At 37.8% G+C, this 25,199-nt stretch carries 32 protein-coding genes and 1 tRNA gene; 28 read left to right on the plus strand and 5 right to left on the minus strand.

The window, feature by feature from the left end:
- Positions 1–96 precede the first annotated feature (96 nt).
- Positions 97–300 (minus strand): hypothetical protein, encoded by a 204-nt coding sequence (locus tag I592_RS16660; protein WP_010778505.1) that lies wholly within the window; start codon positions 298–300, stop codon positions 97–99.
- A 260-nt stretch (positions 301–560) separates the two neighbouring features.
- Positions 561–866, minus strand: coding sequence for a hypothetical protein (locus I592_RS16665; RefSeq protein WP_010778504.1), 306 nt, complete (start codon positions 864–866; stop codon positions 561–563).
- A gap of 100 nt (positions 867–966) precedes the next feature.
- Here I592_RS16665 and I592_RS16670 point away from each other — a divergent pair, with 100 nt between their 5' ends.
- The 5 genes from I592_RS16670 to I592_RS16690 all read left to right on the plus strand — a co-directional run bounded on the left by I592_RS16670 (position 967) and on the right by I592_RS16690 (position 2,817).
- Complete coding sequence (locus tag I592_RS16670) at positions 967–1,287, plus strand: hypothetical protein (RefSeq protein WP_010778503.1); 321 nt, start codon at positions 967–969, stop codon at positions 1,285–1,287.
- 35 nt (positions 1,288–1,322) lie between these two features.
- Positions 1,323–1,583, plus strand: a complete 261-nt coding sequence (locus tag I592_RS16675; protein ID WP_244265223.1) for a hypothetical protein — start codon at positions 1,323–1,325, stop codon at positions 1,581–1,583.
- Between the two features lie 45 nt (positions 1,584–1,628).
- The gene (locus I592_RS16680; RefSeq protein ID WP_010778501.1) at positions 1,629–1,916 is read left to right on the plus strand and encodes a hypothetical protein; all 288 of its coding nucleotides are present in this window, start codon (positions 1,629–1,631) and stop codon (positions 1,914–1,916) included.
- Positions 1,917–2,137: 221 nt separating this feature from the next.
- Positions 2,138–2,350, plus strand: coding sequence for a hypothetical protein (locus I592_RS16685; RefSeq protein ID WP_044926702.1), 213 nt, complete (start codon positions 2,138–2,140; stop codon positions 2,348–2,350).
- Between the two features lie 14 nt (positions 2,351–2,364).
- Entirely contained in the window at positions 2,365–2,817 is a 453-nt protein-coding gene (locus tag I592_RS16690; RefSeq protein WP_010778499.1) for a class I SAM-dependent methyltransferase, read from the plus strand.
- A gap of 36 nt (positions 2,818–2,853) precedes the next feature.
- Here the strand turns inward: I592_RS16690 and I592_RS16695 are convergent, their stop codons facing one another.
- Positions 2,854–3,051, minus strand: a complete 198-nt coding sequence (locus I592_RS16695) for a hypothetical protein (RefSeq protein ID WP_010778498.1) — start codon at positions 3,049–3,051, stop codon at positions 2,854–2,856.
- A gap of 112 nt (positions 3,052–3,163) precedes the next feature.
- The gene (locus I592_RS16700; RefSeq protein WP_010778497.1) at positions 3,164–3,463 is read right to left on the minus strand and encodes a hypothetical protein; all 300 of its coding nucleotides are present in this window, start codon (positions 3,461–3,463) and stop codon (positions 3,164–3,166) included.
- Between the two features lie 590 nt (positions 3,464–4,053).
- Between I592_RS16700 and I592_RS16705 the strand changes: the two genes are divergently transcribed.
- From I592_RS16705 to I592_RS22065, 22 genes are all read left to right on the plus strand, one after another.
- Positions 4,054–4,464 carry a YopX family protein gene (locus tag I592_RS16705; RefSeq protein WP_010778496.1) on the plus strand — a complete coding sequence of 137 codons (411 nt, stop codon included), beginning with the start codon at positions 4,054–4,056 and terminating at the stop codon, positions 4,462–4,464.
- Positions 4,461–4,682, plus strand: coding sequence for a hypothetical protein (locus I592_RS16710; protein ID WP_010778495.1), 222 nt, complete (start codon positions 4,461–4,463; stop codon positions 4,680–4,682). The genes I592_RS16705 and I592_RS16710 overlap by 4 nt, the downstream gene beginning before the upstream one ends.
- 33 nt (positions 4,683–4,715) lie before the next feature.
- Positions 4,716–4,985: a hypothetical protein gene (locus I592_RS16715; RefSeq protein WP_010778494.1), complete on the plus strand. Its 270-nt coding sequence runs from the start codon at positions 4,716–4,718 to the stop codon at positions 4,983–4,985.
- 39 nt (positions 4,986–5,024) lie between these two features.
- The gene (locus I592_RS16720) at positions 5,025–5,225 is read left to right on the plus strand and encodes a hypothetical protein (protein ID WP_010778493.1); all 201 of its coding nucleotides are present in this window, start codon (positions 5,025–5,027) and stop codon (positions 5,223–5,225) included.
- A gap of 196 nt (positions 5,226–5,421) precedes the next feature.
- Positions 5,422–5,838 carry an ArpU family phage packaging/lysis transcriptional regulator gene (locus tag I592_RS16725; protein WP_010739651.1) on the plus strand — a complete coding sequence of 139 codons (417 nt, stop codon included), beginning with the start codon at positions 5,422–5,424 and terminating at the stop codon, positions 5,836–5,838.
- A gap of 458 nt (positions 5,839–6,296) precedes the next feature.
- Positions 6,297–6,369 (plus strand) — tRNA-Lys (locus tag I592_RS16730).
- 388 nt (positions 6,370–6,757) lie between these two features.
- Positions 6,758–7,342: a helix-turn-helix domain-containing protein gene (locus tag I592_RS16735; RefSeq protein WP_010778491.1), complete on the plus strand. Its 585-nt coding sequence runs from the start codon at positions 6,758–6,760 to the stop codon at positions 7,340–7,342.
- Positions 7,326–8,774 (plus strand): phage terminase large subunit, encoded by a 1,449-nt coding sequence (gene terL / locus I592_RS16740; RefSeq protein ID WP_010778490.1) that lies wholly within the window; start codon positions 7,326–7,328, stop codon positions 8,772–8,774. The genes I592_RS16735 and terL overlap by 17 nt, the downstream gene beginning before the upstream one ends.
- An 11-nt stretch (positions 8,775–8,785) precedes the next feature.
- On the plus strand, positions 8,786–10,555 hold the full coding sequence (locus I592_RS16745) for a phage portal protein (RefSeq protein WP_010778489.1): 1,770 nt from the start codon (positions 8,786–8,788) through the stop codon (positions 10,553–10,555).
- 1 nt (position 10,556) lies between these two features.
- Complete coding sequence (locus tag I592_RS16750) at positions 10,557–11,423, plus strand: hypothetical protein (protein WP_010778488.1); 867 nt, start codon at positions 10,557–10,559, stop codon at positions 11,421–11,423.
- Between the two features lie 133 nt (positions 11,424–11,556).
- Complete coding sequence (locus I592_RS21745; protein ID WP_010778486.1) at positions 11,557–11,730, plus strand: hypothetical protein; 174 nt, start codon at positions 11,557–11,559, stop codon at positions 11,728–11,730.
- A 43-nt stretch (positions 11,731–11,773) separates the two neighbouring features.
- Positions 11,774–12,862, plus strand: a complete 1,089-nt coding sequence (locus tag I592_RS16755; RefSeq protein WP_010778485.1) for an XkdF-like putative serine protease domain-containing protein — start codon at positions 11,774–11,776, stop codon at positions 12,860–12,862.
- Between the two features lie 15 nt (positions 12,863–12,877).
- The gene (locus I592_RS16760; RefSeq protein ID WP_010778484.1) at positions 12,878–13,834 is read left to right on the plus strand and encodes a hypothetical protein; all 957 of its coding nucleotides are present in this window, start codon (positions 12,878–12,880) and stop codon (positions 13,832–13,834) included.
- Between the two features lie 21 nt (positions 13,835–13,855).
- Positions 13,856–14,281, plus strand: coding sequence for a hypothetical protein (locus tag I592_RS16765; RefSeq protein WP_010778483.1), 426 nt, complete (start codon positions 13,856–13,858; stop codon positions 14,279–14,281).
- Positions 14,282–14,290: 9 nt separating this feature from the next.
- Entirely contained in the window at positions 14,291–14,698 is a 408-nt protein-coding gene (locus I592_RS16770; protein WP_010778482.1) for a head-tail connector protein, read from the plus strand.
- Positions 14,688–15,047, plus strand: a complete 360-nt coding sequence (locus I592_RS16775) for a hypothetical protein (RefSeq protein ID WP_044926847.1) — start codon at positions 14,688–14,690, stop codon at positions 15,045–15,047. The genes I592_RS16770 and I592_RS16775 overlap by 11 nt, the downstream gene beginning before the upstream one ends.
- Positions 15,037–15,474, plus strand: coding sequence for a hypothetical protein (locus I592_RS16780; protein ID WP_244265202.1), 438 nt, complete (start codon positions 15,037–15,039; stop codon positions 15,472–15,474). Before I592_RS16775 ends, I592_RS16780 begins: the two co-directional genes overlap by 11 nt.
- 14 nt (positions 15,475–15,488) lie before the next feature.
- Positions 15,489–15,842 (plus strand): hypothetical protein, encoded by a 354-nt coding sequence (locus I592_RS16785; protein WP_010778479.1) that lies wholly within the window; start codon positions 15,489–15,491, stop codon positions 15,840–15,842.
- Between the two features lie 12 nt (positions 15,843–15,854).
- A complete protein-coding gene (locus I592_RS16790) occupies positions 15,855–16,109 on the plus strand; it encodes a hypothetical protein (protein WP_010778478.1) in 255 nt (84 codons plus the stop codon).
- Positions 16,109–16,921: a hypothetical protein gene (locus I592_RS16795; RefSeq protein WP_010778477.1), complete on the plus strand. Its 813-nt coding sequence runs from the start codon at positions 16,109–16,111 to the stop codon at positions 16,919–16,921. The genes I592_RS16790 and I592_RS16795 overlap by 1 nt, the downstream gene beginning before the upstream one ends.
- 58 nt (positions 16,922–16,979) lie before the next feature.
- Positions 16,980–17,561 carry a hypothetical protein gene (locus I592_RS16800; protein ID WP_010778476.1) on the plus strand — a complete coding sequence of 194 codons (582 nt, stop codon included), beginning with the start codon at positions 16,980–16,982 and terminating at the stop codon, positions 17,559–17,561.
- 146 nt (positions 17,562–17,707) lie between these two features.
- Complete coding sequence (locus I592_RS22065; RefSeq protein WP_244265203.1) at positions 17,708–17,902, plus strand: hypothetical protein; 195 nt, start codon at positions 17,708–17,710, stop codon at positions 17,900–17,902.
- A gap of 184 nt (positions 17,903–18,086) precedes the next feature.
- Here the strand turns inward: I592_RS22065 and I592_RS16815 are convergent, their stop codons facing one another.
- Positions 18,087–18,602, minus strand: a complete 516-nt coding sequence (locus tag I592_RS16815) for a hypothetical protein (protein WP_010778473.1) — start codon at positions 18,600–18,602, stop codon at positions 18,087–18,089.
- Between the two features lie 77 nt (positions 18,603–18,679).
- Here I592_RS16815 and I592_RS16820 point away from each other — a divergent pair, with 77 nt between their 5' ends.
- Positions 18,680–25,198, plus strand: a complete 6,519-nt coding sequence (locus I592_RS16820; RefSeq protein WP_010778472.1) for a tape measure protein — start codon at positions 18,680–18,682, stop codon at positions 25,196–25,198.
- Position 25,199: the final 1 nt, after the last annotated feature.

Raw genomic sequence — 25,199 nt, forward strand, 5'->3', positions numbered from 1 at the left:
AAGTTAATCAACTTAAAATATTAAAAGAGGATTACTAATTAATTTACGAAAATAAGAAGTAGCAATTAGTCGCCACTTCCCATTTGTAATTATTAATCATTGAAAGGACATTTTAATGATTTTTTTTGAACATGTTTCACAAATAATTGGCGCATTTTCAAATTCAAGTTCTTTTCTTGCTTTCAACTGAGATGAACCTGATTTTGCAGGGAATCTCCATTTTGTCCAAACTAATTCATCGGTCAAAATTAATTTTCCACAATTGTTACAGTGAAAAGTTTTTTCTTTACTATTGAACATGATATCACCTCTTTCAATATGTCTATAAAAAAGTTTTGTAAACCGGGCTACCACTGAAAAAAATTAAATTCTTCTATTTTTTTGTACGGATTTTCTTAACAAAGTAAAAACCTAACCCAATTCCAATTATTGCTATGGAAAAAGTATATAAAACAAACAGCGACAAAATATCACCTCCATTAAAAGTTTAATTTAAAAAAATAAATATTTAATAATTGTACTATCAAGCAGGAAAATTGATAGTACAGTCTTTAAGACTATTAGCTACAGTTATTAGCCAAATAATTATCGATATAAATCTTAATTTTTTCAAAATCCTTTTTCCAAAAAAAATTAGCTGGGACCTCAATTATTGGAAGGTGATTTTTATTACAAAAACTAGGTAATGGCTTTGGGACTATCAAATAATCAACAAGATCTTCATCTCTAAGGTAATTTGTTGAAACATCGTAATAATTAGAAAAATAATTTTTAAGACTATCGTTATTTTTGTACGTTGGTCCGGCAAACATTGAAGCATAGTTTAACCCGGAGCAAAAGTTTAATACAAAGCATATTTTTTTCATTATTAATTCCCCCATTAATGCTAATAATAAACCTAGCAAATTACTTTGTAAATGTAAGCTTTGGTTAATGGGGCTATCACGTAGGAAAGGAAAAAGAAAAATGGATGAAATGCTTAAAAATGAGCTTAATAAGTTCGATGTAGTCGAAAGTCGTTGCGGCGGCGATGAATTGGAATACGTTTTAATTACAGACACAAAAAACCATAGAGAGGAAATAAACTATTTGCTTTGCGCGATAAACGCTTGGGCATATGTACCGGAAAGATTTTCACCATCAATGTATGAGTTTCTTAACTTCTGTGAGAAGGAGTGTACAGGATATCTAGATTTGACACATCTGATTTATAACTTCATTCAAAATGTTGATTTAGAAAAAATAGGATTTAACCAAAAGACGAATCAATGGGAATTAATTCCGTAAGCGGAGAATACAGAGGAGGAATCTAATTGGGAGATATGGGAAATTATTGGCGAGATGTTAAGCCGTATCTCAAAGAACGTAGGCAGAAACATGTGCAGCAAATGGGAAACTCTGCTAGTAGAAATATAGAAAAACTCGGTTATGACTTCAAACATTATCCTAATAATCATCAATTCGCTATCGAGACCAAAAAAGGAATCATTGATTATTGGGGCACAACAGGAACTTGGATCGATCGGGAAACTAAAAAAAGAGGTAAAGGGCTTGAGAGCCTTAGAAAATACTTAAGTCAATAAATGGAGGATATGAAGGAGGAAAAAATGAAGACATTGAAAATTTAAATGACTAGACGAGATAAAGTAAAAGTGGAACTTGATGAATCATATTTTACCGATGAATGGTTTGAAGAATTTAGAGAGTTTTTCTATGACTTTTATGATTTGGAACAGTTAGCCGAACATATCGCTTACAACATTGTCCATAACAATGCGACGTTTATTGAAGGCATAGGCACACCTCTCAGAGATGGTGAAAAGCCGTATTGGTTGAGCGAATCTGATGAGAAGCATCTCAATGAGCATGTGAACGTAGTCTTTAATCCATATGACACTGATGTTGAATACGAATAGTTCGGCAAATGACGGGTATAACGGAAATAGGCAGCGGACCGCGCGCTGCCATGAATAAAACTTGTTTTCCGTTAAGAGGTGCCATGAGAGAAATTTCTTTGCGGTCTTGATGGCACGAGAAAAAAGTATCATCAAGATTTGAATACGTAAAGAATATTCTCTTAAGAAGAGAATAAAAATATCAAGTAACCACGCCTATCAAGTCGGAAAGGTTGATGGGAATGAATAAATTAGAGGAAATCCTCAATAGCCCTGACAAATACAATCTGCCATCGGAAACGACGGATGGGCTCAGATCGTTACTGAGAGCCTTTGATACGAATCCGTTCTTTCCAATTGATAGATACGACTACGCCGAAATGCATTTGAGTCGGATGAAGCGATTAGGTCAGATTGAAAGTGATCTTATGCGAAGTATTCTAAATGATTTTTAAAAGGAGGAACTGGCTTGCCCAAAATATTAGATGCTTGTTGTGGTAGTCGGATGTTCTGGTTTGATAAGGAAAATCCAGATGTAACTTTTATGGATTGCCGTCAGTATTATGAAGAGCTGCCAACAGGCCACGTAATCAATGTTGATCCAGATATTGTTGCTGATTTTCGGGATATGCCTTTTGAAGATAGTGAGTTCGACATGGTGGTTTTCGACCCACCACACCTTATTCATGCAGGTGAAAGTTCTTGGTTAGCAAAGAAATATGGACGACTAGATGAACTTTGGCCAGAAGACATTCGACAAGGTTTCGCCGAATGCATGAGAGTTCTGCGGCCTTCAGGATCATTAATCTTCAAATGGAACGAGGATCAAATTCTTCTTTCTGATGTATTGAAAGCGATCGGAGAGCAACCGTTGTTTGGTAATAAACGAAGTAAAACCCATTGGTTGGTGTTTATGAAATAGTTCCGAGAACTCAGCGTATTAAAGAGAACCACTGAGCTAATCGAGTGATTCTCTCACCTTCATTATTTTAATGTAAGAAGACTTAGAGATAGACTGACCGCATTTTTTACAAGCGTAATCTCCAGTAGGAATACCATTAAAAAATTCTTTTTCATACTCATGATTACAGACTGGATCGCCTTTTTCTAAGTGTATTTTTCTCAATTTGAGAGCTCGTTCTAATTCAATGGGCATAGTATATTCACCTTCTGCTCATTATTTTACCACAAGCAATATTTAAAGGAATAAGAAAATAGATTTAATAAAAAGACTAATAAATCATCTTATAAATAAAAAAAACAAGTATTCATTTGTCTTTATAAGAATTATCTTGGATGAATTTGGCAACTTGTGAACGGATTTCATCAAAATTGGCAGTTTTGAATAGCTCATTTTCAATCCTTAACAATCTAGGAATCTGTTCTTGTGTGAAGTGCCTTCCGAACGATTTTGGGCTAATAATACAGTCTACGTGTTTACCACCTTTGTCATAATCTATGAATTTGTAATAAGAAGAAAATTCATTCACCCATTCTTCGTAAGTGTGTCCTGTAAGAGCTTCAAGTTTGTTTGGAAAAATAAAAGATAGCGTATACATTTTTGTCATCATACCCTTCTTGTCTTGACTAATAATATAGCATAAATTATTAGGATTTATATGATACAGAAAAATAGAAATGTTAACTAACTCAGCCGGCAGTAGCATAAAAAAGACTGCTTGATTATGAACAGGCAGCCATCAGGTTAGATTGATCAGAAAGTTATTTATCTAACTTGAGTATATTATACAACGTTAGCCCAAACAAAAAAAGACCGCTGGAGATTGGGTCAGCGGTCAATACACAGAAATGTTGAGAAGCAATTCGTATAGTAGAAGATTCTGTGTACAAAAATTATACCACAAAAAGACCGCTATTTAGTAGCGGTCAATGAGCCGGGATTTCTGATTGAAATTGTAGTTGTAAAAGGGTTTCAGCTCATCGGTTATATTGTACAACAAAAAAAGACAGCCGACCACTGGCTGTCTGAGAAAAAGAAACTTTCGTCTAGTTTCCGCTAGACAAAATAATTTTACCACAAAAAGACCGCAACCTATGAGGTGGCTGCGGTCAGTGAGCTGGACATTGAAAGGATCAATAAAAAAGGAGTACCAGCTCATATGTATTGTACATCAAATAAGAAGTGGAAGTGAAACATATGATACCGAAGTTTAGAGCTTGGGATGAAAGAGCAGGATTGACAGAAGTTATAAGCATTGATCTTTTAGAAAAAAAACTCAAGGTTAGTCATTGGGAATACGGAGTCTCTAATTATTTTCCTTTAGATGATATCGAACTCATGCAATCAACAGGCCTGAAAGACAAGAACGGCGTTGAGATATTTGAGGGGGATGTAGTTGTCGGACAACAACATCTGACTACCGATTCGAGTACTCCTTTTGAAATAAAAGGCTTGGTTAGATATTCAAAAAGAAACACCATGTTTTATTTAGACGAAAAGAGCTTCGGACATGATAAATTTATGAACTCATTAGGTAGTTCGATTTATCAGTTTGAAGTTATCGGCAACATCTACGAAAATCCAAATTTGTTGGAGGTGGAAGGATGAAAAAGAAAATTCTTGAGTTTTTAGCCGCAGCGTATCCAATATTTTTATTGGTAATGGGTACCATATGTTTGTTTAGAGAAAGCTGGGATAGATCGCTTTTATTCATATTGTTATATGCAGTTTGTTTAATTGGTGATCGCTTACGGGATATTCGTATTAGTATTAGCGCTTTATGGTATCGAATCTACCTAAGAAACAAAAAGGACGGCATCGAATAAATCCGGCAACGGAAGATACAGAGGAGGTTTCAAATGAGACGAACGCAATATTTAGTAAAAATCCTTGTTGAAGAGAAATTACCAGCTAACGATTTTAGGGAGTCCCATAACATTTATAGTTTTTCGTTTGTGAGCTCCAAACACCACAGACCTTGTATAGGTCTTGAAAAAGAAATAAGAGAGTTGCTGTGGAAGCCATTTTACGAGAGATATTTTACAGGAGGGCGCTACATCATTGACATGACGGCTAGATCTATTGCTCAAACGAAAGATATCAAAATTCCAAAAAAATATAGATGTTGAAGTTAGTCAACTAACGTCGCCAATAAAGGAGGTTTAGAAATGATATATCGAAGGATTCGATCGCAAATAGCGTTACAAAAAGATAAGATTGTCTCGCTTGAAGAAGAATTGAAAACAAAACAAAATCCAACTGCTCGAGAGTCCATAGAAAAATATATTAATAATGAGAGAAATACTCTAAACAGACTTTATGTTGAAGCTAAAATAAACGGCATCAAATTAAGTGACTCTGAAAAATAAGAAAGAGCAGCCGACCACTGGCTGCTCTAAAAAGGACTGTTACCCGACATAACAGTCCCTGAGCTAGTTGAAATATGCTTGCGCCCATTGAAGGAAAAGCCTAGCTCACAACGATTATATCACAAAAAAACACCAAGCTTTCGCTCAGTGCTAAACGTTATCTCATCCATAATATTATAGCATAGGAGCGATCGCCTTGGAACTGTTCGAAGAGATAGATGTAAGAGAAACAAAATTCAAAGCAAAACGAATACTAGCTTCATATCGTCGTTTGAGTAGGATCGCAGGACAGGACGAGATTAATTTGCGATCACCAATTATAAGCGATATGCCGAGAACACCGAGTTCATATACAAATAAATCAGAAGACGCTACGTGCATCAGAGTGGATGCAGAAAATGAATTGAACGAAATAAACGCAGCGTTAAACCGTATTTCACGAATAAGCAAAGAAATCATCTCGATGACCTTTTGTGAAAATGAAAAATTAACGGCATTTGCGATCGGATTAGAACTAGGATACTCAGAACGCAGCATTAAAGATTTAAAGGCAGAAGCATTATTAGAGTTCGCTGATGTATATAGAGATGGAAAATTAATCGTGACAAAATAAATTGCCCTTTTTCTGCCCTTTTTGTTCGGAAAAAGGTGTTAGAATTATATTATGAAATAGTATGGATACAGCAGTTTAGCTGTTGAAATAAATCGTGGTCTGCTGCACAGGCCGCAACAAATAAAGAATATATGAAGGAGGTGAACAGCCTCTTCTCGTAATTATTCTTAACGATCTGACGGCACACAAAAAATATAGAAGGAAGTGAATAGCTCCTCTTCCTTTAAACTTCACGTGCCGTCTTTATGTCACTGTGGCGGAAAGGGTAGACGTATAAGTAGCCATCACTAAAAACGTAGGGTGTTGGAGCTTATATGAGGGACGGATAGGTGACGACTCGGTTCGGTTCCCGAAGTGCAAGGTTCGAATCCTTGTCAGTGACTTAGGGAGGACTTAGTGAACTGGCCAACGCTAAGTATCTGACCCGAAAGCATATGCTAGGAGGTAGCTCCTCCGGTTGACGTGTAGCTCAGTTGGTAGAGCGCCTGACTTTTAATCAGGAGGTCGCTGGTTCGGATCCGGTCACGTCAGTAGCAACCGAGGGTGGTAGAGTCCGAAAGAAAGGACAGTAGGCGGGTCTCTATGAGACGTGTAGGTTGCTTAATACATAATCAAGATCGCTTCGGCGGTCTTTTTATTTTGGATACAAAAAAGACCACTGCTCGGCAAAGCAATGGTCTAATGCAGGATAAAAATTGGTTACAACTAAAGTTTACGACTTTATAACCTTCATGGCAACAAAATAGACCGCTGTTTCCGCAGCAGCCTAATAAAACAAATTTTAATTACCAATCGTAGAAAAAATATACCATAATAACGCTTACAATACATTAGAAGAGAGAACGAAAACAATTAGAGTTTAATTTTTCTTAGAAGCCTTTTTTTACAAAACAAACACAGATAGCGAGGTGGTGAGGTCGTGGCGAAAGGTAAATATCAAGAATGGATAACTGAAGATGGTTTATTAGTTCTCGAAGGATGGGCCCGCGATGGTCTTACCGATGAACAACTAGCCCACAACATAGGTATTGCTGCTGGAACTTTATACGACTGGAAGAATAAGTATCCTGAGATTTCTGAGGCCTTAAAAAAGGGAAAGGAAGTTGTCGATGTTCAGGTAGAAAATGCACTTTTGAAAAGGGCGTTAGGGTACCACTACACAGAGGATGAATACCTAGTAGTTGAAATGGACGACGAGGAGTATTGGCAGTCACTCGACCTCCATATCAAAGTGTTTAAGATTGAAAATCCCGAAGCAACTGATCTTGAAATTGAGAAGGAAAGATTATCATTTTCTCGATTTAAAAAAATATTGGTTAAACAGAAGACTAAAGAAGTAGCGCCAGATACTACTGCACAAATTTTCTGGTTAAAGAATCGTAAGCCAATTGAATGGCGTGACAAACAGGTAATTCAACATGACGGAGAAGTGAAAATAAATAATCCTTACGCTGGTTTAACCACCGATGAATTGAGGCGATTAGCCTATGGCGATGATGGTTGATCTTCAAAAAGTTAAAAAAGATGCTCTGATGGAGTTGGCGAGAAGAAATTACGCGGACTTCTTTTTTTATACTCACAATGGGATGAAGCCTTTGAAACATCAGCTATATATTTCTCCTTACCTGGATCGCATTTCGGATGGTGAGCAATTGTTCATTATAGTTGAATTACCGCCACAACATGGAAAGTCAACATATATAACAGAGACATTTCCAACCTATTTTTTGTGTAAGAATCCTGATAAGCTTGCGATGGTAGTGTCTTATTCGGAAGAGCTTTACAAGAAGTTTGGACGAAAAAACAGAGAACTTTTCAGACTGAATAGTGATATTTTGTTTGAATTGAAATTAAGTTCTGAAACAGCAAGCGTCTCAGAGTGGGGGATTGAAGGTCATCAAGGACAATTGTATTGTACATCTATTTTAGGTGGCGCAACAGGTCGCGGAACAGATCTTTTGATTGTAGACGATCCTGTAAAAAACCGTGCTGAAGCAGAAAGTAAAACGATTCGAGACAAGATATATGCTGAATGGCAAGATACATTTTATTCTCGTTTATCTGCAAATGGGTCAGTGATCATTATTATGACTCGTTGGCATGAAGATGATTTAGCAGGTCGATTACTTAGAGAAGCCCGATTACCTTGGGTCGAGATTAAGATACCAGCGATTGCGGAAGAAAACGATTTGTTAGGCCGTAAAGTAGGCGAAGCACTAGCTCCTGAAATTGGTAAGGACGAGGAGTGGGCAGAGCAAACCAAGGCTGTTACCGGCTCTCGTGGATGGGCGTCATTGTATCAACAAAGGCCTACACCAGCTGGTGGCGACATCTTCAAAAGGTCATGGGCGAAATATTATGTTCCATCAATTGAAATGAAGGTAAAACTAGGACTAGGTGACGATGTTAAAGTTATACCAGAATATTTCGATATACAAGTTCAATCGTGGGATTGCACTTTTAAAGATAAGGACACTTCAGATTATGTAGCTGGTCATGTATGGAGTAAAAAAGGCTCGGATTTCTTTTTGATAGATCGTATACATGACAGAATGGGCATTGTTGATACCATGAAATCAATTACTTTGATGACCGCAAGACATCCATCTGCTAAGGCGAAATTAATTGAGGACAAAGCAAATGGAACAGCAGTTATCGAAATGTTAAGAAAGCATATTTCTGGGATGGTTCCAGTAAATCCTAAAGGCGGGAAAGAAGTGCGAGCCTATGCAGTTGCGCCTTTTTTGGAAGCAGGGAATGTTTATTTACCCCATCCACTCTGGAAATCCTGGAGTGATGAAATTCTTGACGAGATCGAATCGTTCCCAAATGGTGCACATGATGATGATGTGGATGCAATGTCACAAGCATTAGTGAAATTAGACAGAGGGATATCCAATGGTCCAAAACGTAGAGAAAGAAAAACCGCATTTTAGGAGGCGATGAATTGACTTCGAGAATAATCAGTGGTGGGAAAAGTGGACTTATTCCCAAAGTATTGAAAAAAAACAAAGTTTCAATAGAAAAGAATAGAAAGCTTACATTTAAATCAACTGGAAGTGTTGAACAGAACAGAGATTTGACGCTACTAACTCCACCCTACGATCTAGCAACGCTAAGATCAATAACTGAGATATCTGATATTTTAAATCAATGCATTGAAGCATATGTTACCAATGTCGTGGGTTTTGGCATGGGAATAAGGTATAAGGTGGATGACTTAGAAGAATCTGAAGCGATGAAGTCTGAGTGGAATCAACTGGAAGCATTATTGACTGAGCTTTCTTTTGAAAGACCAGCAAAGGAAATTGTAGAGGAAGTAATAAGTCATGTTGAAGAATGCGGTAACGGATTTTTAGAAGTTATTCGTAATGCTAAAGGTGAAGTTGTAGGGATTGACTCTATTAAACCTGAATATATGTCAGTTACAAAGTTAAATAAGGTAGTTAACGATAACGGGCAGGATATTAAAGTACGTTATTTTTGTTTCCGTGATCCGTTGATGGACTCAGCAAAAGAGAGTGGAACTTGGTACAAAACTTTTGGTGACCCTACACCGCTAAATGAAAATGGGTCAGTTAGAAAAGCAGGAAATGGAACTGCGACCGAAGTTATTCATTTAAAGATAGGCGATTTTCAGGAACCATACGGTACTCCAAGATGGATCGGTCCTTTAATAAAGATACTTGGCAATAGAAAAGCTGAAGAGTTGAATTATCGCTACTTCACTCAAGGCAGACATATTCCATTAGCAATTCTTCTTGAAAACGCACAATTGACGGAAGCGTCAGAAGCTTCGTTACAAAGCTATGCAAATGGTATAGGTTCTGAAGGTGAAAGTCAGCATAAATTCTTGATTATTGAGGCTGAAAAGTTAGGCCCGACTGATGAAATGGTTTTTGATGAGAATAAAGATAAACCTGCGATCAAATTGGAAAAACTTTCAGATGTATTACAGAAAGATGCATTATTCCTTGAGTACGATAAAAATGTCATTGCTGCTGTGCTCTCGGCGTTTAGGCTACCGCCCATCTATGTTGGGTTATCGACTGACTACAATCGTGCGACCGTCGAAACGGCAAAAGAATTGACAGAAGAACAAGTTTTTCAATCGTTACGTGAAACGTATGAGTGGCGAATCAACTCGTTATTTCGAGAATATGATTTCAAATTGGTTGAAGTATATTTCAAAACATCAAACATTGTGAACATGGAAGATATCAAAGCGATTCTTGATCCAGCTATTAATGCAAATGCAGTCGCTCCAAACGATTTAAGAGACATTGTTGGAAAGGTACTTAACAAGCCGTTGGAAAGTTTTGATGGGGATCAGTACAATTTACCTTCCAATAATCAATCAAATCAAAGTATATTGCCAAACAGCCAAGCATCATCAACAGCTATAGATGTGGGGCAACTTGAACCAGGCGAAACCAATGCCCTCGGGCAAACCGTTCAACAAGTATCACTAAATGGTGCTCAAATTACATCGTTGGTAAATATCGTTCAGGCAGTAGCTAGTGGAAAACTGCCACGAGATAGTGCATTGCAAATGATAACAGCTGCATTTCCTTTTGATGAAGAAAAAGCGAAACAAATTCTTGGAGATTCTGACTTCAAAATCAATGATGAAGGTATTCAAAAAGCTTATGGGGATTCACCAACAAGTGATTTGGCTGCTGCTGTACGTCTTTTGATCAAAGAGGTGAGGTCATAAGATGAATGAAACTCAATTGATTGAATTTGCATTTCTGATCAAGGAAGAGGAAGACAAAGAACTTAAAAATCTACTGGAAAAGGCTGAGTATCAGTTTATTGATTTACTAATGAAGTACATTCTGCTGATAGAATCAAGAATCGAAAATGCTTTTCAGACAGATTATGAAGAGTTGCAAGTGATTATCGATAAGATTACCAGTAAATATAAGAACAAGCCGCCTAGTGAAAATAGAATAAAGCGAGCAATGAAAAAGCGCTCTTTTGATTCGACGATGAAAGATGACATCGTTCTAGAATTAGAAGCAGCGTTTTTTGCGTTACTAGAGGCGTTTAAAAACGAGTATGACAGTGATTTACCCTTCGATGAAAATTCAGAGGCATACAAAGAGCTAAAAAAATGGCTAAAGAATTTACCGGAAATGTTGCGAGAAACAACAGATAGCGCTGTCAATCGTGAACTGGACAAATACTACGGAAAAGACGACGAGGAGAAAAAGAAAGGCATTTCCTTAGCGGAGCTAGCAGTTTTTGGATATGTTCGCGCTCGATCAATCGCTATTCTTGAGATTCTGCGGATGTATGGAGGTTCTCAATATGAAGCTATGATGTTAAACCGCCATGTGATAGGGAGTACCTGGCGCCATGCTGCCGGTGTTAAGGAACCGCGAGAAGCTCATGTTGCGGTCGATGGCTTAACAGCTGCCAAAGGAGAGTATTTCTATATCAACGGGACATTCATTCGATATCCTCGTGATCCTTTAGCTCCGATTGAGGAAACTATCTACTGTCACTGCTGGCTTGATCCGATATTTGATCGTTCAAGAAATGAAATTGAATATGAGATTGAAAAACCGCCAGTGGATTGAGGAGGAAAATTATGGTTAAGACAATTTTAGGCGTTTTAATATTAACCACATTAGGAGCATTTTCTATCTATATCACAGCAATTATCCTCAAGGAAATGGTCAAACAATTAAAAAAATAGGGAGTTGTTCAGTTATGGAGAACCAAGAAAGCCGCAGTAACTTTCAACCGATGACACTGACTAGCCTACTATTGCTATTCCATAAAACACATTTGGACCTTCTTGATTACGAACGGAAACCTCCTGATGATTCAAATGCAAAAGACGATCGACAGTCTTTGCCAGAAAGGACAGGTGATCCGGCTTGAAGCCATATCTAATGAATCAAGAATATCGAAAGGTGGTGATAAAATGCGAAAACTAGAAAACGTTAAAGTTACACATGTGTCTTATGTTGATAAAGCGGCGAATAAGAAATTATTCTTCCTGACTAAAACAGAAGGTGAACCTACATTTGAAACATCCGTCAAACTCGTGACTAAGGCTGATGACCCGCAAAAGCTCGTTTATGGTGTTGTTTATGAACCTGAAACCGAAGATGCTCATGGTGATTATATGGACGCTGAGACAATCGAAAAAGCGGCGCATAGTTTTATGGAATATTACCAGCAAATCGACAAACAGCATGACTTTACAACCAGTGCTGGTAAGGTAGTTGAAAGCTATGTTGCACCAGTTGATATGACAATTGAAGATACAACGATCACCAAGGGAACATGGGTCCTTGTGACTAAAGCAACTGACGAAATGTGGGAAGATATCCAAAAGGGTGAATTCACCGGATATTCATTGGCCGGAACAGCTGAAGTTGAAGAAGTCAAAAAGCAAACGACAAATAATTTCAATCGTAGAAAAACCTTCCGCGATGTGAATGGAGCTATTGAAGCGTTTCAATCCGCTGCGTGGTCTATTTTAGACAACTATTCGTCCGATGATGCAGAGAAAGTCACAGAAATTCAATCAGAAGTTAGTGAACTGTCTTCATTGATAGGTACTATCCAAACAACTAAATCAGTAACAAAACAGGGCGTGGTCAAAGGGATCAAGTCCTTTTTTAATCCGAAAAAATCAAAGGAGGAAAAAGATATGACAGAAGAAGAATTACAAAAAGCTTTGAGTGAAGCGCTGACACCGATTTCCGAACGCTTAGAGAAATTAGAAAATCCGAAGTCTGACAATGGTGACGAGTTAACAGATGAGGAAAAAAAGAAAAAAGAAGAAGAGGAAGCCGCTGCTGCAAAGAAAAAGGTAAAAAAAGAATCCTTCACTGCTGAAGATCTCACCAAAGCAGTTCAAGAAGCGGTAGCTCCTTTGAATAAAAAAGTTGAAGCGCTTGAAAAAACTCGTTTCAGCAACAATCAAGAACAAAATTACACAACAGAAGTAGAAAAATCGGCAGTCCCGGATTATGTAAATGCCGTTTTTCCAATTTCTGAATAAGGGAGGAAAAAATAAATGGTAAATGTATTATCTAACGAAACAATTTTAAAGCAAATGTCTGCTATTCAAAAAGCAGGGAATAATGTAACATTGCGCGATGACAATGCTCGTGCATTCGTTTTAGACGCAATCTCGTCTAGTGCTACTTTGCAAAAATTATATGTCCACTTTGCAAATTCGGGCACTGGATCAATCGATAAATTAGGTGTTAAACGTAGAACACTGAAAAAACACAAAGGTACCTTAACTGAACCAACGGGAACGGATATTGCTGAAGAAAATGAAGTGAAGTTTAATCTGTCACCTTTGTATTTAGACACTTGGATTGAAAATAGCAACACATTTTATACTGCTCGCACACGTGGACAAGATGTTCGCCAAGCTTTATTGTCATTAATGCAAGCACAATTTGCTGCTGATACACAGGATTTAGCGTACAACGGTGATGAAACTGAAACAGATGCATTCTTAAAATTACAGGATGGGTTTATCGTTCAAGCAAAAGCAAATGCGGCAGTAAAACACAACTTTACTAAACTCCCTAAGATCACTACATTGACGAAGGTGATTGGTGAATTTCAAGACAAATATATCAATAGTACATTTGTTTGGCACATGTCACGTTCGACAAATGCTCATTATGTGGCTGAAATTCAAAATCGTCAAACTAATTTAGGTGATGCAACTATCACTGATGGGAAAGTAACTATGATCTCCGGTTATCCGGTTGAAGTGGTAGATAATATGAAAAATGGAGTGATTCTATTTACACCTTTTGAAAACTTAGCTACTGTTTGGGGGTTAAACGTTACATTAACAACCGCTGCTGCAGATTCGGTTTCTGTCGCAAAACAAGCAACATACCACTTTATGCTTGAAGATATTGATTTTGTCATCCGTGAAAATAATATGATCGGATATATTGATGGATCTGGTTCAGAGGATGAAGATACATTTATTCCTGCAGGTTAATCTAAGAAAGGCTGATGTAAAGTGAACCGTTATAAAGTAAAAAAAATGTTCCGAGACGCTCGTACTAATGAGATTTATAGTGCAGGCGTTTTAATTACAATAACAAAGGATCGTGCAGAAGAAATCATTGAAAAATTAGGTTCAGACTTTATCGAGTTGGTCCCCGAAACACCAGGACAAATTGACGATTTTGTTCAAGAAGCCATTGACAAAGAGACGGCTCCTTTAATTGAAGAAATCAATCAACTACGAATGGAGTTGTCGATGGCTCAAACGAAATTAGCTGCGAAAGAAATACCGCCTGCTGTAGAACAAGCGCCAGACAGCTCAACTATTGAAGAATTTCCCAAAATGATCAGTCGAGGTCATTACGAGTTATCTAACGGTGAATCATTCGACGGTAACAAGGCCGCTGCCGAAGAAGCTGAAAAAGCTTTAGTAAAGTAGGTGAGTAATATGGCCCAAGCATATGTTGATGAACCTTATTACACTGACAAATTCGAGGGAACTTCTGTCAATGATGGCGAGTTCTCTCGTTTTTCGAAGCGTGCAACTGAAATAGTTGATGCGTTAACTGAGTATCAGATTCCGAAGATCGGTTTGGATAAATTTTCCGATGGCGTTCAAGAACTCATTAAGAAAGCCTGTTGTGCTCAGATCGAGTATTACCAAATCGAAGGGATAGACGTAGATATAACAGGAACACCAAAAAGTTCACTGGGATACTCCATCGGAGACTACAGCCGTTCTGCAAGTGGTGTATCTACTGGTCGACAAGCCGGGAGGGTTGCACCGTCATGCTTGATGTTTCTGGAAGGAACAGGACTCCTGCGAAAAAGGAGTGTGAGAATTGGTGTTGTTTGATGATTTACTGATTCATACATGCGAGCTTACGTTGCCTGGTGAAAAATATGTAGGTAAAGATGATTGGGGGCGCCCCATCTATGAAAAACATGCACCTAAAACTGTCAAATGTCGATACATGACAAAAAAAGTCTATGTACGAAATTCATCAGGAGCAGATCGAGTGATAGAAATGAGTTTACATCTAACTCCTGATACAATAGTCGATCCGCAAATGATTGTTGGGAACATTAAGGATGATAAAGGGAACTTGCTCACGACAGCGAAACTTGAAGTGGATGCTATCACGTCTCATTACGATGATCGCACGCTTCATCATTACAAAATCTTATTAAAGGGTGCTGAGTAGTATGAAGAAGAAAATTCAGTACAAGTCGAAATATGCAGCGGTGTCAGTCTCTCTTGATTCTGATTCGATTGGCGGCCTAGGATCGATGAAAGAGGCTAGAAAAGCATTGGTTTCTGAAATGGCAAAGGAGTGGGCCAAGAGCGCGAAAGAAGTAACGTCTGCTGATAATCACATTGATACGGCAGCGTATATTAACTCGCTTGGTTTCATTACTCACTATTTAGGTCCAAGTGGTTCTGCTGTTGGTCCAATTATTCATGAATGGGAAGAAGCGGAAAATAGAACGACACTCAAGACTGGTTCGGGTGTTCCATATGCGATTTATCTAGAAGGGCGTTACAACATTTACGCAAGAGGGCTTGAAAACGGCATGGACCGCATGATCAGTTCTGGTATGGCCGCAATGAAGAAAGTTTTACGAACATAGAAAGGAGTAGCTCGATGGATTTTGTTGATGCTTCAAGCAGTATTCGGGATTTCCTGAAGGCTGCTTTTTTTGATGAATTCAAATCGTTTAGAACTTGGAAAATTGAAGCTATTGCACCACTTCCTTGTCTTTTAATCAAGACGATAGGGAAAAATACCATCCAACTTTTAGTACGCTCAGAAAGCGATATAGAGGCATTGGAGAAGTGCACAGATGTCGGTAATTACTTGAAAAGGAACTTTTCTGATATAGAGGGTGTCAATGTCTTTGATATTGATTTTCAAATGTCAGCAGTTCCGAACGTTGATGAAACAACAGGGAAAGACGAAGCATGGTGCTACTTGTACATCAATTATTTTGAAAATTAAGGAGGAATCATTTTGGCAGGAAAAGAACAAGAAAAAAAATCAGAATCAAAACAAGTAAACTCAACTACCAAGGAATCAAAAGTTAAAGTAATAGCTAAATCGAATTCTGGAGATGGCACAACATTAAAAGTAAAAATCCAAGGAATTCCAAACGAGATTATTCATGGAGAAATTCTTGAATTGACCAAAACGAAATTACAAAAACTGAAACTTTCTAGCTCGTCATGGAGTTATGAAGAAGTTGAAAAGAAGGAGGAAGATAAATAATGGCTAAAGATCAATTTTATCGTTTTAATAAAAAAGATATTCAAGGTGGCGCTGGACGATTAATCATTGGAGAAGACACTGAGGTTCGTCCAACTAAAATTTCAGATATTATGGATATGGACACATATGAGTTGAAACCTGGATTTCGTGATTTAGGTGGTACAAACGAAGGAATCAATCGTTCTCGCGGGAATGAAACCGAAGAAGTTACAATCGATCAATCAGTTACGCCGATTGATACTACAATTTCAGGCTGGTCTAATACTATTGGTACTACATTGATGGAAACTTCAATCGATAACCGTGCTTTGGCTTGGGCAGGTGGTAATATTACTGAAACGGCAGCAGTTTTGGGAACACCAGCGACGCTTGCAGCTGCAGTGAATAAAGGAACTAGAAAAATTAAAGTTGCAGCTGATAAGGGTGTTGATTTTGAAACAGTTAAATTTGCTAAAATCGGTGATGAAACCATTGCGATTGCGCAAGTTTCTGGAGATATTATAACTTTGAAGAAAGGTGTAACAGCTTCGTATACGGTGACTGATACACTTACCCCTGTCGAAGAGCTAGGGACCAAAACAATCTCATATGGTGCACCAACTTCTGTAGATTCGTACAGCCTGACCTTAATTGTTAAACGTAAGGATGAATCATTCTTGATGGTTCATTATTATGAAGTTAAAATCAGTGATAATGTTGAAACGAATCATGGAAAAGAAAAAGCAACTCTCCCTGTTTCGTTTACATCATTCGCTCAAGACGATCTACCAGAAGATGAGAATGTATTCATTGAAATCGAACAAGTAATGTAACTTTTTGGCCTTGCAATTTTGCAGGGCCTTTTGCTTTGTCTAAAAAAAGGAGAAGAATATGACTGAAAATACAACAGTAAATCAAATTAATAGTGTAGTAACTGAAATGAAAATGGTGGTTTTAGGTGATGGAAGTACAATTCCTGTTCCACGTTTAACAAACAAGAAGGTATTGCAGCTGGTCAAATTTGTTGCAGGAGATGGAATGATCATCTACAGCAAATTTACGGATTGGCGAAAAGATCATACAGAAGTAAATCCAATTTTGGATGATGATGGAACACAAAAAAAGGATGATAAAGGGAATCCTTTATTTAATACTAAGTTTCCAACAGTTGAAGAAGGAGTCGATTTTTTCCTTTCTGAAGTACCTGATGAAAAAATTGCTAAAATTTTGGCAATTCTTTTGGATAAAACCGCTGAGGAAACAGAAGAAATGGATTTCTTTGACACTTCATTGATTGTTGCTGAATTTTTAGCCAATACGCCTATTGAAAAATTAACATCTTTGATAAAAAAGATTCGCCCGAAATTCCGCACTATGAGCAAAGAAGAAGTGAAAGAAGCGACTCAGAAGGAACATACGGAAGAAACGGGCAAAGCATCAGTAGTGCCATTGAATCCTTCGCCACAAGCTTAATTGAACAAATTCAATATGTTTCTTACTTCTATTCTTTTTCGGAAGAATATGTATTAGATCAGACGTTCGGTTGGCTGAAAAGAAAATACGAATGGGGAAACAAGAGAGAGTATAATTCACGCCGGTCAAGACAATACGAAATTCAAATGGCGATAGTTGATTCAGTGAGTATGTTCATGAGTAACCTGACTGGTGGAGATGGCTATGAGTCAATCTTGATGAAGCCTTATGAAGAAGCGATTGAAAAGTCGAAAGGTCAGCTAACCGAGTCTGCTAACAATGATGGTATTGACACAACTCAATGGTGGCAAGGAAGCAAAAACAATGAAAATAATGGTTGAAGCTGAACTAAAAGAAATTAGTGATTTGCTCCAATCCATTGGTACCAACACGAAGCAGTCAGAAATATTTCTTGATACGAAAAAGAAAAGTGATGTTTGTTCAAAAAAAACAAAGAATGGGGATGAATCAATGCAATACGCCACAATGATAATCAGCTCATTAACGCTAATTTGTCTTTTGTACCTAATTCATTTTTTTAAGAGACATAAGTAATTCAATATTTTGGTCCTTTTTAAAAATGCCAGATCGAGAAATAGTCAAATTAACTTTAATTTTTGGTGTTATTGGATTTACGTAGTAGCTGAAATACGTCTCTGAATTTGGCTGCAAATTTACGTAGTTTTCAAAAGGATTGGCGTACCAATACTGACCAATTATATCGGGAATCTTTGTTTCATTTATTCCATAACCATTATTTATAGTGGTAAAAGTTTGTGTTGGTTCAAAGTCACTAATTAAATTTAGAGGTTTATTACTTAAATCAGTAATGTTTAACTCGATTAATCGAAGTGTTGAGGATGAAAGATTTTGTACAGTAAATCCCAAAAGAAAGGGATCGTTTTTCCTTCGATCATAGAAACCGTCAACGATATCGATTTCAACTTTATTCTGAAGATGAGTATAAATGATTGCATAAATTGCAGCGACTAAAGCAAGTAAGGCAATTACAAAATTCCAAAATTCTAACGACTTTAACATGATAATACCTTCTTTCAAAGAAAATTAACTATAAATATTATACCAATAAAAAATACATATAGAAGGGAGTTGAGCGAATGTCAGAAGGTAGTAAAGGAACTAAAGTTGGCGGTGCCTATATAGAAATCTCGGCGGATTCCGCACCAGCAGAGAAAGCAGTTGCCACGTTCTTTAATTGGTTCACAAGAACTGGTGAAGCTGCGACTGATTTGGCAAGTAGAATTAGTAATACAGTCGAGACTGCAAAGGATCTAGGCGAAAAAGGTAGCCAATCTGCAAAAACAGTTTCGACAGGCTTTCAATCTATGACACAGAAAATGAAAAGTGCAAATGCAAGTTTATCGGCTGATTCGAAAAAGAATTTCGAACAGATTAAAAGCGATGCAAAACTGTCTTACTCGGAAATGACGAAAGACAGCAAAGCGATGAATCAAGCACTAGTCATTTCTATGAAAAGCAGTCTTTCGAATTTGAAATCAAGTTTTACTGATCTGAAAAATGGCTTCAAGACAATCGGAAATTCATTATTAGACTTGATCAAGAAACCGGTAGATAAGGTAATTGAACTACCAGGCACTATTCAACGCGCGATGAAATCTATTACTGGTTTTGTTAGCTCAGGCTTTGCTCAAGCAAAAAATCAAGCAATATCACAGATACAGTCTATCCCTACAAAAGCAAATCAAGTCTTAAATAGGACAAAGGATGTTTTTGTAACTGGATTTAATTCTGTTGTTAATTCAACAGCCGGTGCAGTATCAAAAATCGGAAATGGACTATCTCAACTTCCTTCTAAGGCAGCGAATGTTGCTTCAAACATGAAGACTGGATTTATTAATGGGATAAAGAACATTCCCAATGTTACATCAAATATTTGGCAATCTGTAAAAAATGGCGTGAAATCAATTGCTGATCATGCTAGCAGTTCTGCTAACTCTGTCAAAAATAGTCTGTCAAATGGTTTTAAATCTGTTCTAGACCGTGCCAAATCCATTTTTCCAAATATTAAAAATCAAATAAAGTCTGGCGTTGACGATCCTTCAAAGAATGCAAAAAAATCAATTGAGGATATCGCAAGTTCAATAGCTTCGATCGCAATCGTCGCAAAAGTTTTTGATGTTCTAAGGGATTCTATAGGCAGAGCTATTGATCGTATTGACACAATTGATACAGCGACTAAATCATTAACTGTTCTGACTGGCAGTGCCGGTATGGCCAAAACAGTCATGGATGATCTAGCTGCTGCAATTGAAGGAACACCAATAGCACTGAATGATGTTGCAATGGGTGCGAAAAAAATGGTTGCAGCTGGTATGGAAGGCACGAAAGTAAAAGGTGTGTTCCAGGCAATCGCCGATGCTGCTTACGGCGTTGGTAATGGTGCTGAATCAATTGATCAGATTACAAGCGCGATTGCTGGAATGCAATCTGCGGGCGTTGTCTATGCTGACGATATCAATAGGTTGGTTGATGCTGGTATTCCTGCTTGGCAGATATTAGCAAATGCTAGCCAAAAATCTGTAACCGATATGAAAGAAGCTGTTTCTGATGGAACCCTTTCTGCTGGAGATGCTATTGAAAATCTTCGTAAGGGTATTGAAGAAGGAACGACTGGAGTAGCCGGTACAACAGCTAAGATGGCAGGTCTGGCTAAAACCGCTGGAGATACTCTATCTGGTTCAATGGCCAATTTCAGAACGGCTATCACTACAACTATTGTTAAAGGATTAGAACCTTTCAAAAAAGTTGCGATTGATGCATTAAGTTCTGCGACCGCTTCAATGAAATTATTTAGAGATAATACGATTGGATCTGAAAAAGTCCAAGAAGTATTAGCTTCGATTGCTAAAGCATTGGAAAAAATTGGTAAATCAGCAAACCCTGTAATTTCTATTATTAAAGGATTATTTGCTGCTATGAGTTCATATGGCGGGTTAGTATTACTGTTTGCAACACTGATAAAATTCGGTAAATGGCTCTTGAAATTTGTTGAAATTGCATCAGCAAATCCATTTATTATCATTACAGCGGCCGTAATAGGTTTAGCAGTCGCAATAACTGATCTCTACAAACGTTCCGAAAAGTTCAGACAATTAGTAGCTCCATTGATTAATTTAGTGAAAAAGCTCGGCGAAACATTTTCTGTTGCTGCTAGTGCAATTCAGGGTTCATTACAACTCATTTTTGTTGGTGGCGATCGTAAGAAGACTGAAGCATTAAGACAAAATTTAAGTCGCATTCTTCCACAACAAATCGCCAATGAGATTATCGATCGACTTACTTCCATGAATAAAGCATTTGCCAAATTCAAAGAAGTCGTAAGTGAAAGAGTAAGTACTGCCGCAAGCGCGATCAAAGGTAGCTTCGAAATGATTTTCTCCAGCGGTGATCGAGGAAGAACTGAAGAACTTAAACAAACGTTATCTCAGTTATTTCCGCAGGAAACTGCTTTTGCAATAGTCGATCGATTGACCATTCTACACAAAGCGTTCGATAATTTAAAAAAAGCGGCGACTGAAAAAGTACAAACTTCAGCAACAATCATTAAATCTAGTTTTGATCAAATCTTAAATGGTGGAGATCGAAAACAGTATGAAGACTTAAAGTTAGCTTTGTCAGATATACTTCCACAAGACTCTGTAAATAAGACCATGGATCGTATTACTGTCATGCATGAGGGTTTGGAAAAACTCAAAAATGGATTCAAGATTGTCAAAGATGTGCTAACTGGTGGGTTGGATCTTCATTCCTTCTCAGATGCTATCAACTCCAGCATGTTCAGTCCAGAAACAATAAAACGTTTTGAAAAGTTTTATGAAATTGTTCAACTAATCAAACGAGCCCTAAGCGGTTTAAGTTTTGTTGTATCTGGAAATATAACAAGTTTTGAAGGGTTGAAGAATCTTCTGGGCGATTCATTCAGTGATAAACAACTTGAAGTTATTTATCGATTAGGCGAGGGAATCAGAAACTTTGTCGATGGGACAAAAGAGAAGTTTGCTCAATTCAAAGAGGCGATCAATAAAGCATTTGATGGGGACTTTGGACCTCTAATGGAAATCTTCAAACAATTATTACCAAAGATTATCGCAATTCTTATTGGTGGAATTCCCGGTTTGATCATAACGGGCAGCAACTTGATTTCGAAATTAGCTGAGGGCATGGGGACTTCTATTCCTGAACTCTTAGAGAAAGTATCCGAAGTTATATTAAACTTAGTTACCTCATTTACTGAGATTTTGCCAAAAATGATTGAAATTGGCATAAATATTCTTGGTGGAATTATCCAAGGTATTATGCAGACAATCGTACCCTTAGCTCAAGCAGCTATTACAATCGCATTTACGATTTCAAAGACAATTATTGAAACTTTACTTTCAGTTCTACCTCAGTTGATTGAATCCGGTATCACGATTTTGACTTCTATCATTACTGGAATTATTCAAATGCTTCCAAACCTAATTAGCGCTGTCATATCTGTTGTGGAAATGATCCTTACACTAATAGTTACATACCTTCCAAAGATCATTGAGGCAGGTATGAATATCTTAGTCGCACTAATTGGTGGGATTATGATGGTACTTCCTCAATTATTGGAAGCAGCTTTCAAATTGATTATTTCGATAGTGACAATATTGATTCAAAGCCTTCCAAAATTAATCGAGGCAGGAATTAAAATCTTGGGTGCTTTGATCCAAGGTATTATTCAAATTTTACCGAAACTCATTGAAACAGCACTTAAGCTTATCATCACGATTGTAGCGATCTTGATTCAGAATTTACCAACGATCATAGCGGCAGGTGTCAAAATACTACTAGCTCTTGGAAAAGGTATTTTGAACACAATTGGTGTTCTGGTTAAGATGTTACCGCAAGTCATTGGCGCAATTTTTAAAGCTTTTGGTGATATTGAATGGGGTAAAATCGGTAAAGATATTATCCGTGGTATCGTTAAAGGGATAACAGATGCGGCAAGTTCAATTAAGAAATCGGTAACCGATGTTGCTGGGAATGTGGGCAAATGGTTTAAAGATAAGCTGAAAATCAAATCTCCATCTCGTGTAATGATTGGTATTGCAAAATGGATTCCTGAAGGCGTAGCAGTCGGAATCGATAAAGGCTTGCCTATTGTCGAAAATGCTATTTCAACTATGACAGACATGATGACTAAGGCAGTTAAAGATTCTGAACCTATTGGTTTATCAAGTGATGTTATTGCGACTGAAAGCTACGGAATGCCTGATGCTACTCAAATGCAGGCGTCAGCTCAACAAGCTTCAAAAGCTGGTAATCAAGGCATGGCGGATTCAACGCCACAGTTGCTCCAGACAGCTTTAAATGCGGCTAATGGTATTCTAGGACAATTTAGTTCAATTAGCCCTTCAATGGTCACTCAGGGCGCCGATTGGCTAACTAACTTCATGAATGGATGGATCTCTGTTTTACCAGCAATGATTACCAGTGTTCAGACTTTCATTGCCCAATACGCAACGTTAATAACTAATCAAAATAATCCAAACTATCAAATGGGAAGAACCTGGATGCAGAACAAGTTGAATGGATGGAATAGTCTCTTTTCAACATTCATTACGACTGTGAGAAATTTCTGCAATCAAGTATTGAATCTATTGCGAAGCTTTTATAATGCGATGTTCCAGACTGGTAGAACATGGCTTCAAAATCTACTAAATGGTTGGAACTCACTTTATCAAACATTCATAAATCGTGTGAATCAACTTGGAAATGACGCTATCAATAATTTACGATCGAAGTCGGGCGGCTTTAATAGCGCTGGACGTTTTTTGATGCAATCGTTGATAGACGGCATTAATTCTATGGGCGGTTCTCTATCTGCAACAATGAATAGCGTTGCGAATAAGATGGTTGGTGGTATTGGTAAAGGTGTTAATGGGGTTATCGGCGGTGTTAACTACGTTCTAAAAGAGGTTGAATCCGACAAGAAGTTAGGAAACTGGACTGTTCCACAATATGCAAAAGGAACTGATGGGCACCCTGCTGACGGTCCTGCATTGATCAATGACCAAAAAGGATCCAAGTATCAAGAGATTGTTCAAAATCCCGATGGTTCCACGTTTATGGCAAAAGGTAGAAATTCTTTGGTTTGGTTGCAAAAAGGTGCGAAAGTTCTTAATGCCACGATGAGCGAACGTGTGTTGAAAGTAAGAAATACTCTTCAAAATATTGTTCCTAAATATGAAGATGGTGTTGGCGATTTTGATATTTTCGACCTCATAGATGATGAGGGAGCCTTCAAAAAACTTGTTGATCAGCGTGTAGATTATAACAGTATCGTAGAACCTTGGAGAAACATGACAAAAGCAGGCGTTAAGTTGATGACAAGTGCGGCCTATCCTTTTTCACAAAAACAAGTTGAGGATGCGTATGGTGGCGGAAGCTTTGATGGAGCGATGAATGCCAACAATGTATACCAATACTTAGTGGATATTGCACAAAAGGTCATGTCAAAATTCGGAGGACTAACTATTACTTCTGGTTATAGACCGGGTGATCCTTATTGGCATGGTAAGCATCAAGCGTTAGATATTTCCGGTTATCCGTACGGAAGCCCACGATACACGGAAGCTGCCAACTGGGCATTTGAGAAGTTCCCTAAACAGATTGCTTATGTGATTACGAATGGTAGAGTACGTGACCGTGTGGGGATGTCAGGTCAAGCTGCAACAGGACAATGGGTCCCATGGCCAGACAATGATCATTATGACCACATACATTTAAATGGTTCATTAGGTGCTGGCAGTGTATATAATGCCGGGACAGACGTTGCTGGAGGACTTCCTACTTTAGGCGGTTCAGGAGTTGAGCGTTGGCGCTCCTATCTAAAGAAGGCACTGAAAATGAATCAACTACCAACTTCGCAAGCGTATGTCAACGCATGGTTATCTCAGATTCAGAGCGAATCTAGTGGGAATGAAAAAGCTATTCAACCAGGTGCAGATCCAGATGGTGACGGATCTGGGCCGGCAATTGGATTACTGCAAACCAAAAGAGGAACATTTTTAGCAAATGCCTTTGCTGGTTACGGTAATATTATGAAAGGCTTTGACAATATGTTGGCTGCTATTCGATATGCAAAAAATCGCTATGGAGCTGACATGCTTGGAGTTATCGGTCATGGTCACGGTTATGAAAACGGAGGTTGGATTACACAAGACGGTTTATACAGGGCGGGAGAAAAAGGAAAACCAGAGGTTGTTCTACCTGTCACTAAACCGGCACGAGCAGTTGAGTTAATCGGTCAAGCAATCTCATTTATGGTAAATAATGGGTCAAATATCCTTGATTCAGCCAGTATCGGGCTTAATAGTCTCGCATCAAATATGACTGTTGATTTAGCTGAAATGATGGGAATGGATACACTTATTGCAAGAAATCTGGTCAATTCTTCATCTGGAGGGAGAACTGATTTAAATGAGGTCATTAATTTATTAAAGATCAATAATGAACTACTATCCGAAATTGCTGCTAAAGATCCATCGATTCATATTGATAAGAAAAAAGTAACGAAAGAGTTAGCTGAACCAATAGCGAAAGAAATTGTAAGAAAGGGGTTATAGT

The sequence above is a fragment of the Enterococcus gilvus ATCC BAA-350 genome (assembly GCF_000407545.1).
Taxonomy (GTDB): Bacteria; Bacillota; Bacilli; order Lactobacillales; family Enterococcaceae; genus Enterococcus_A; species Enterococcus_A gilvus.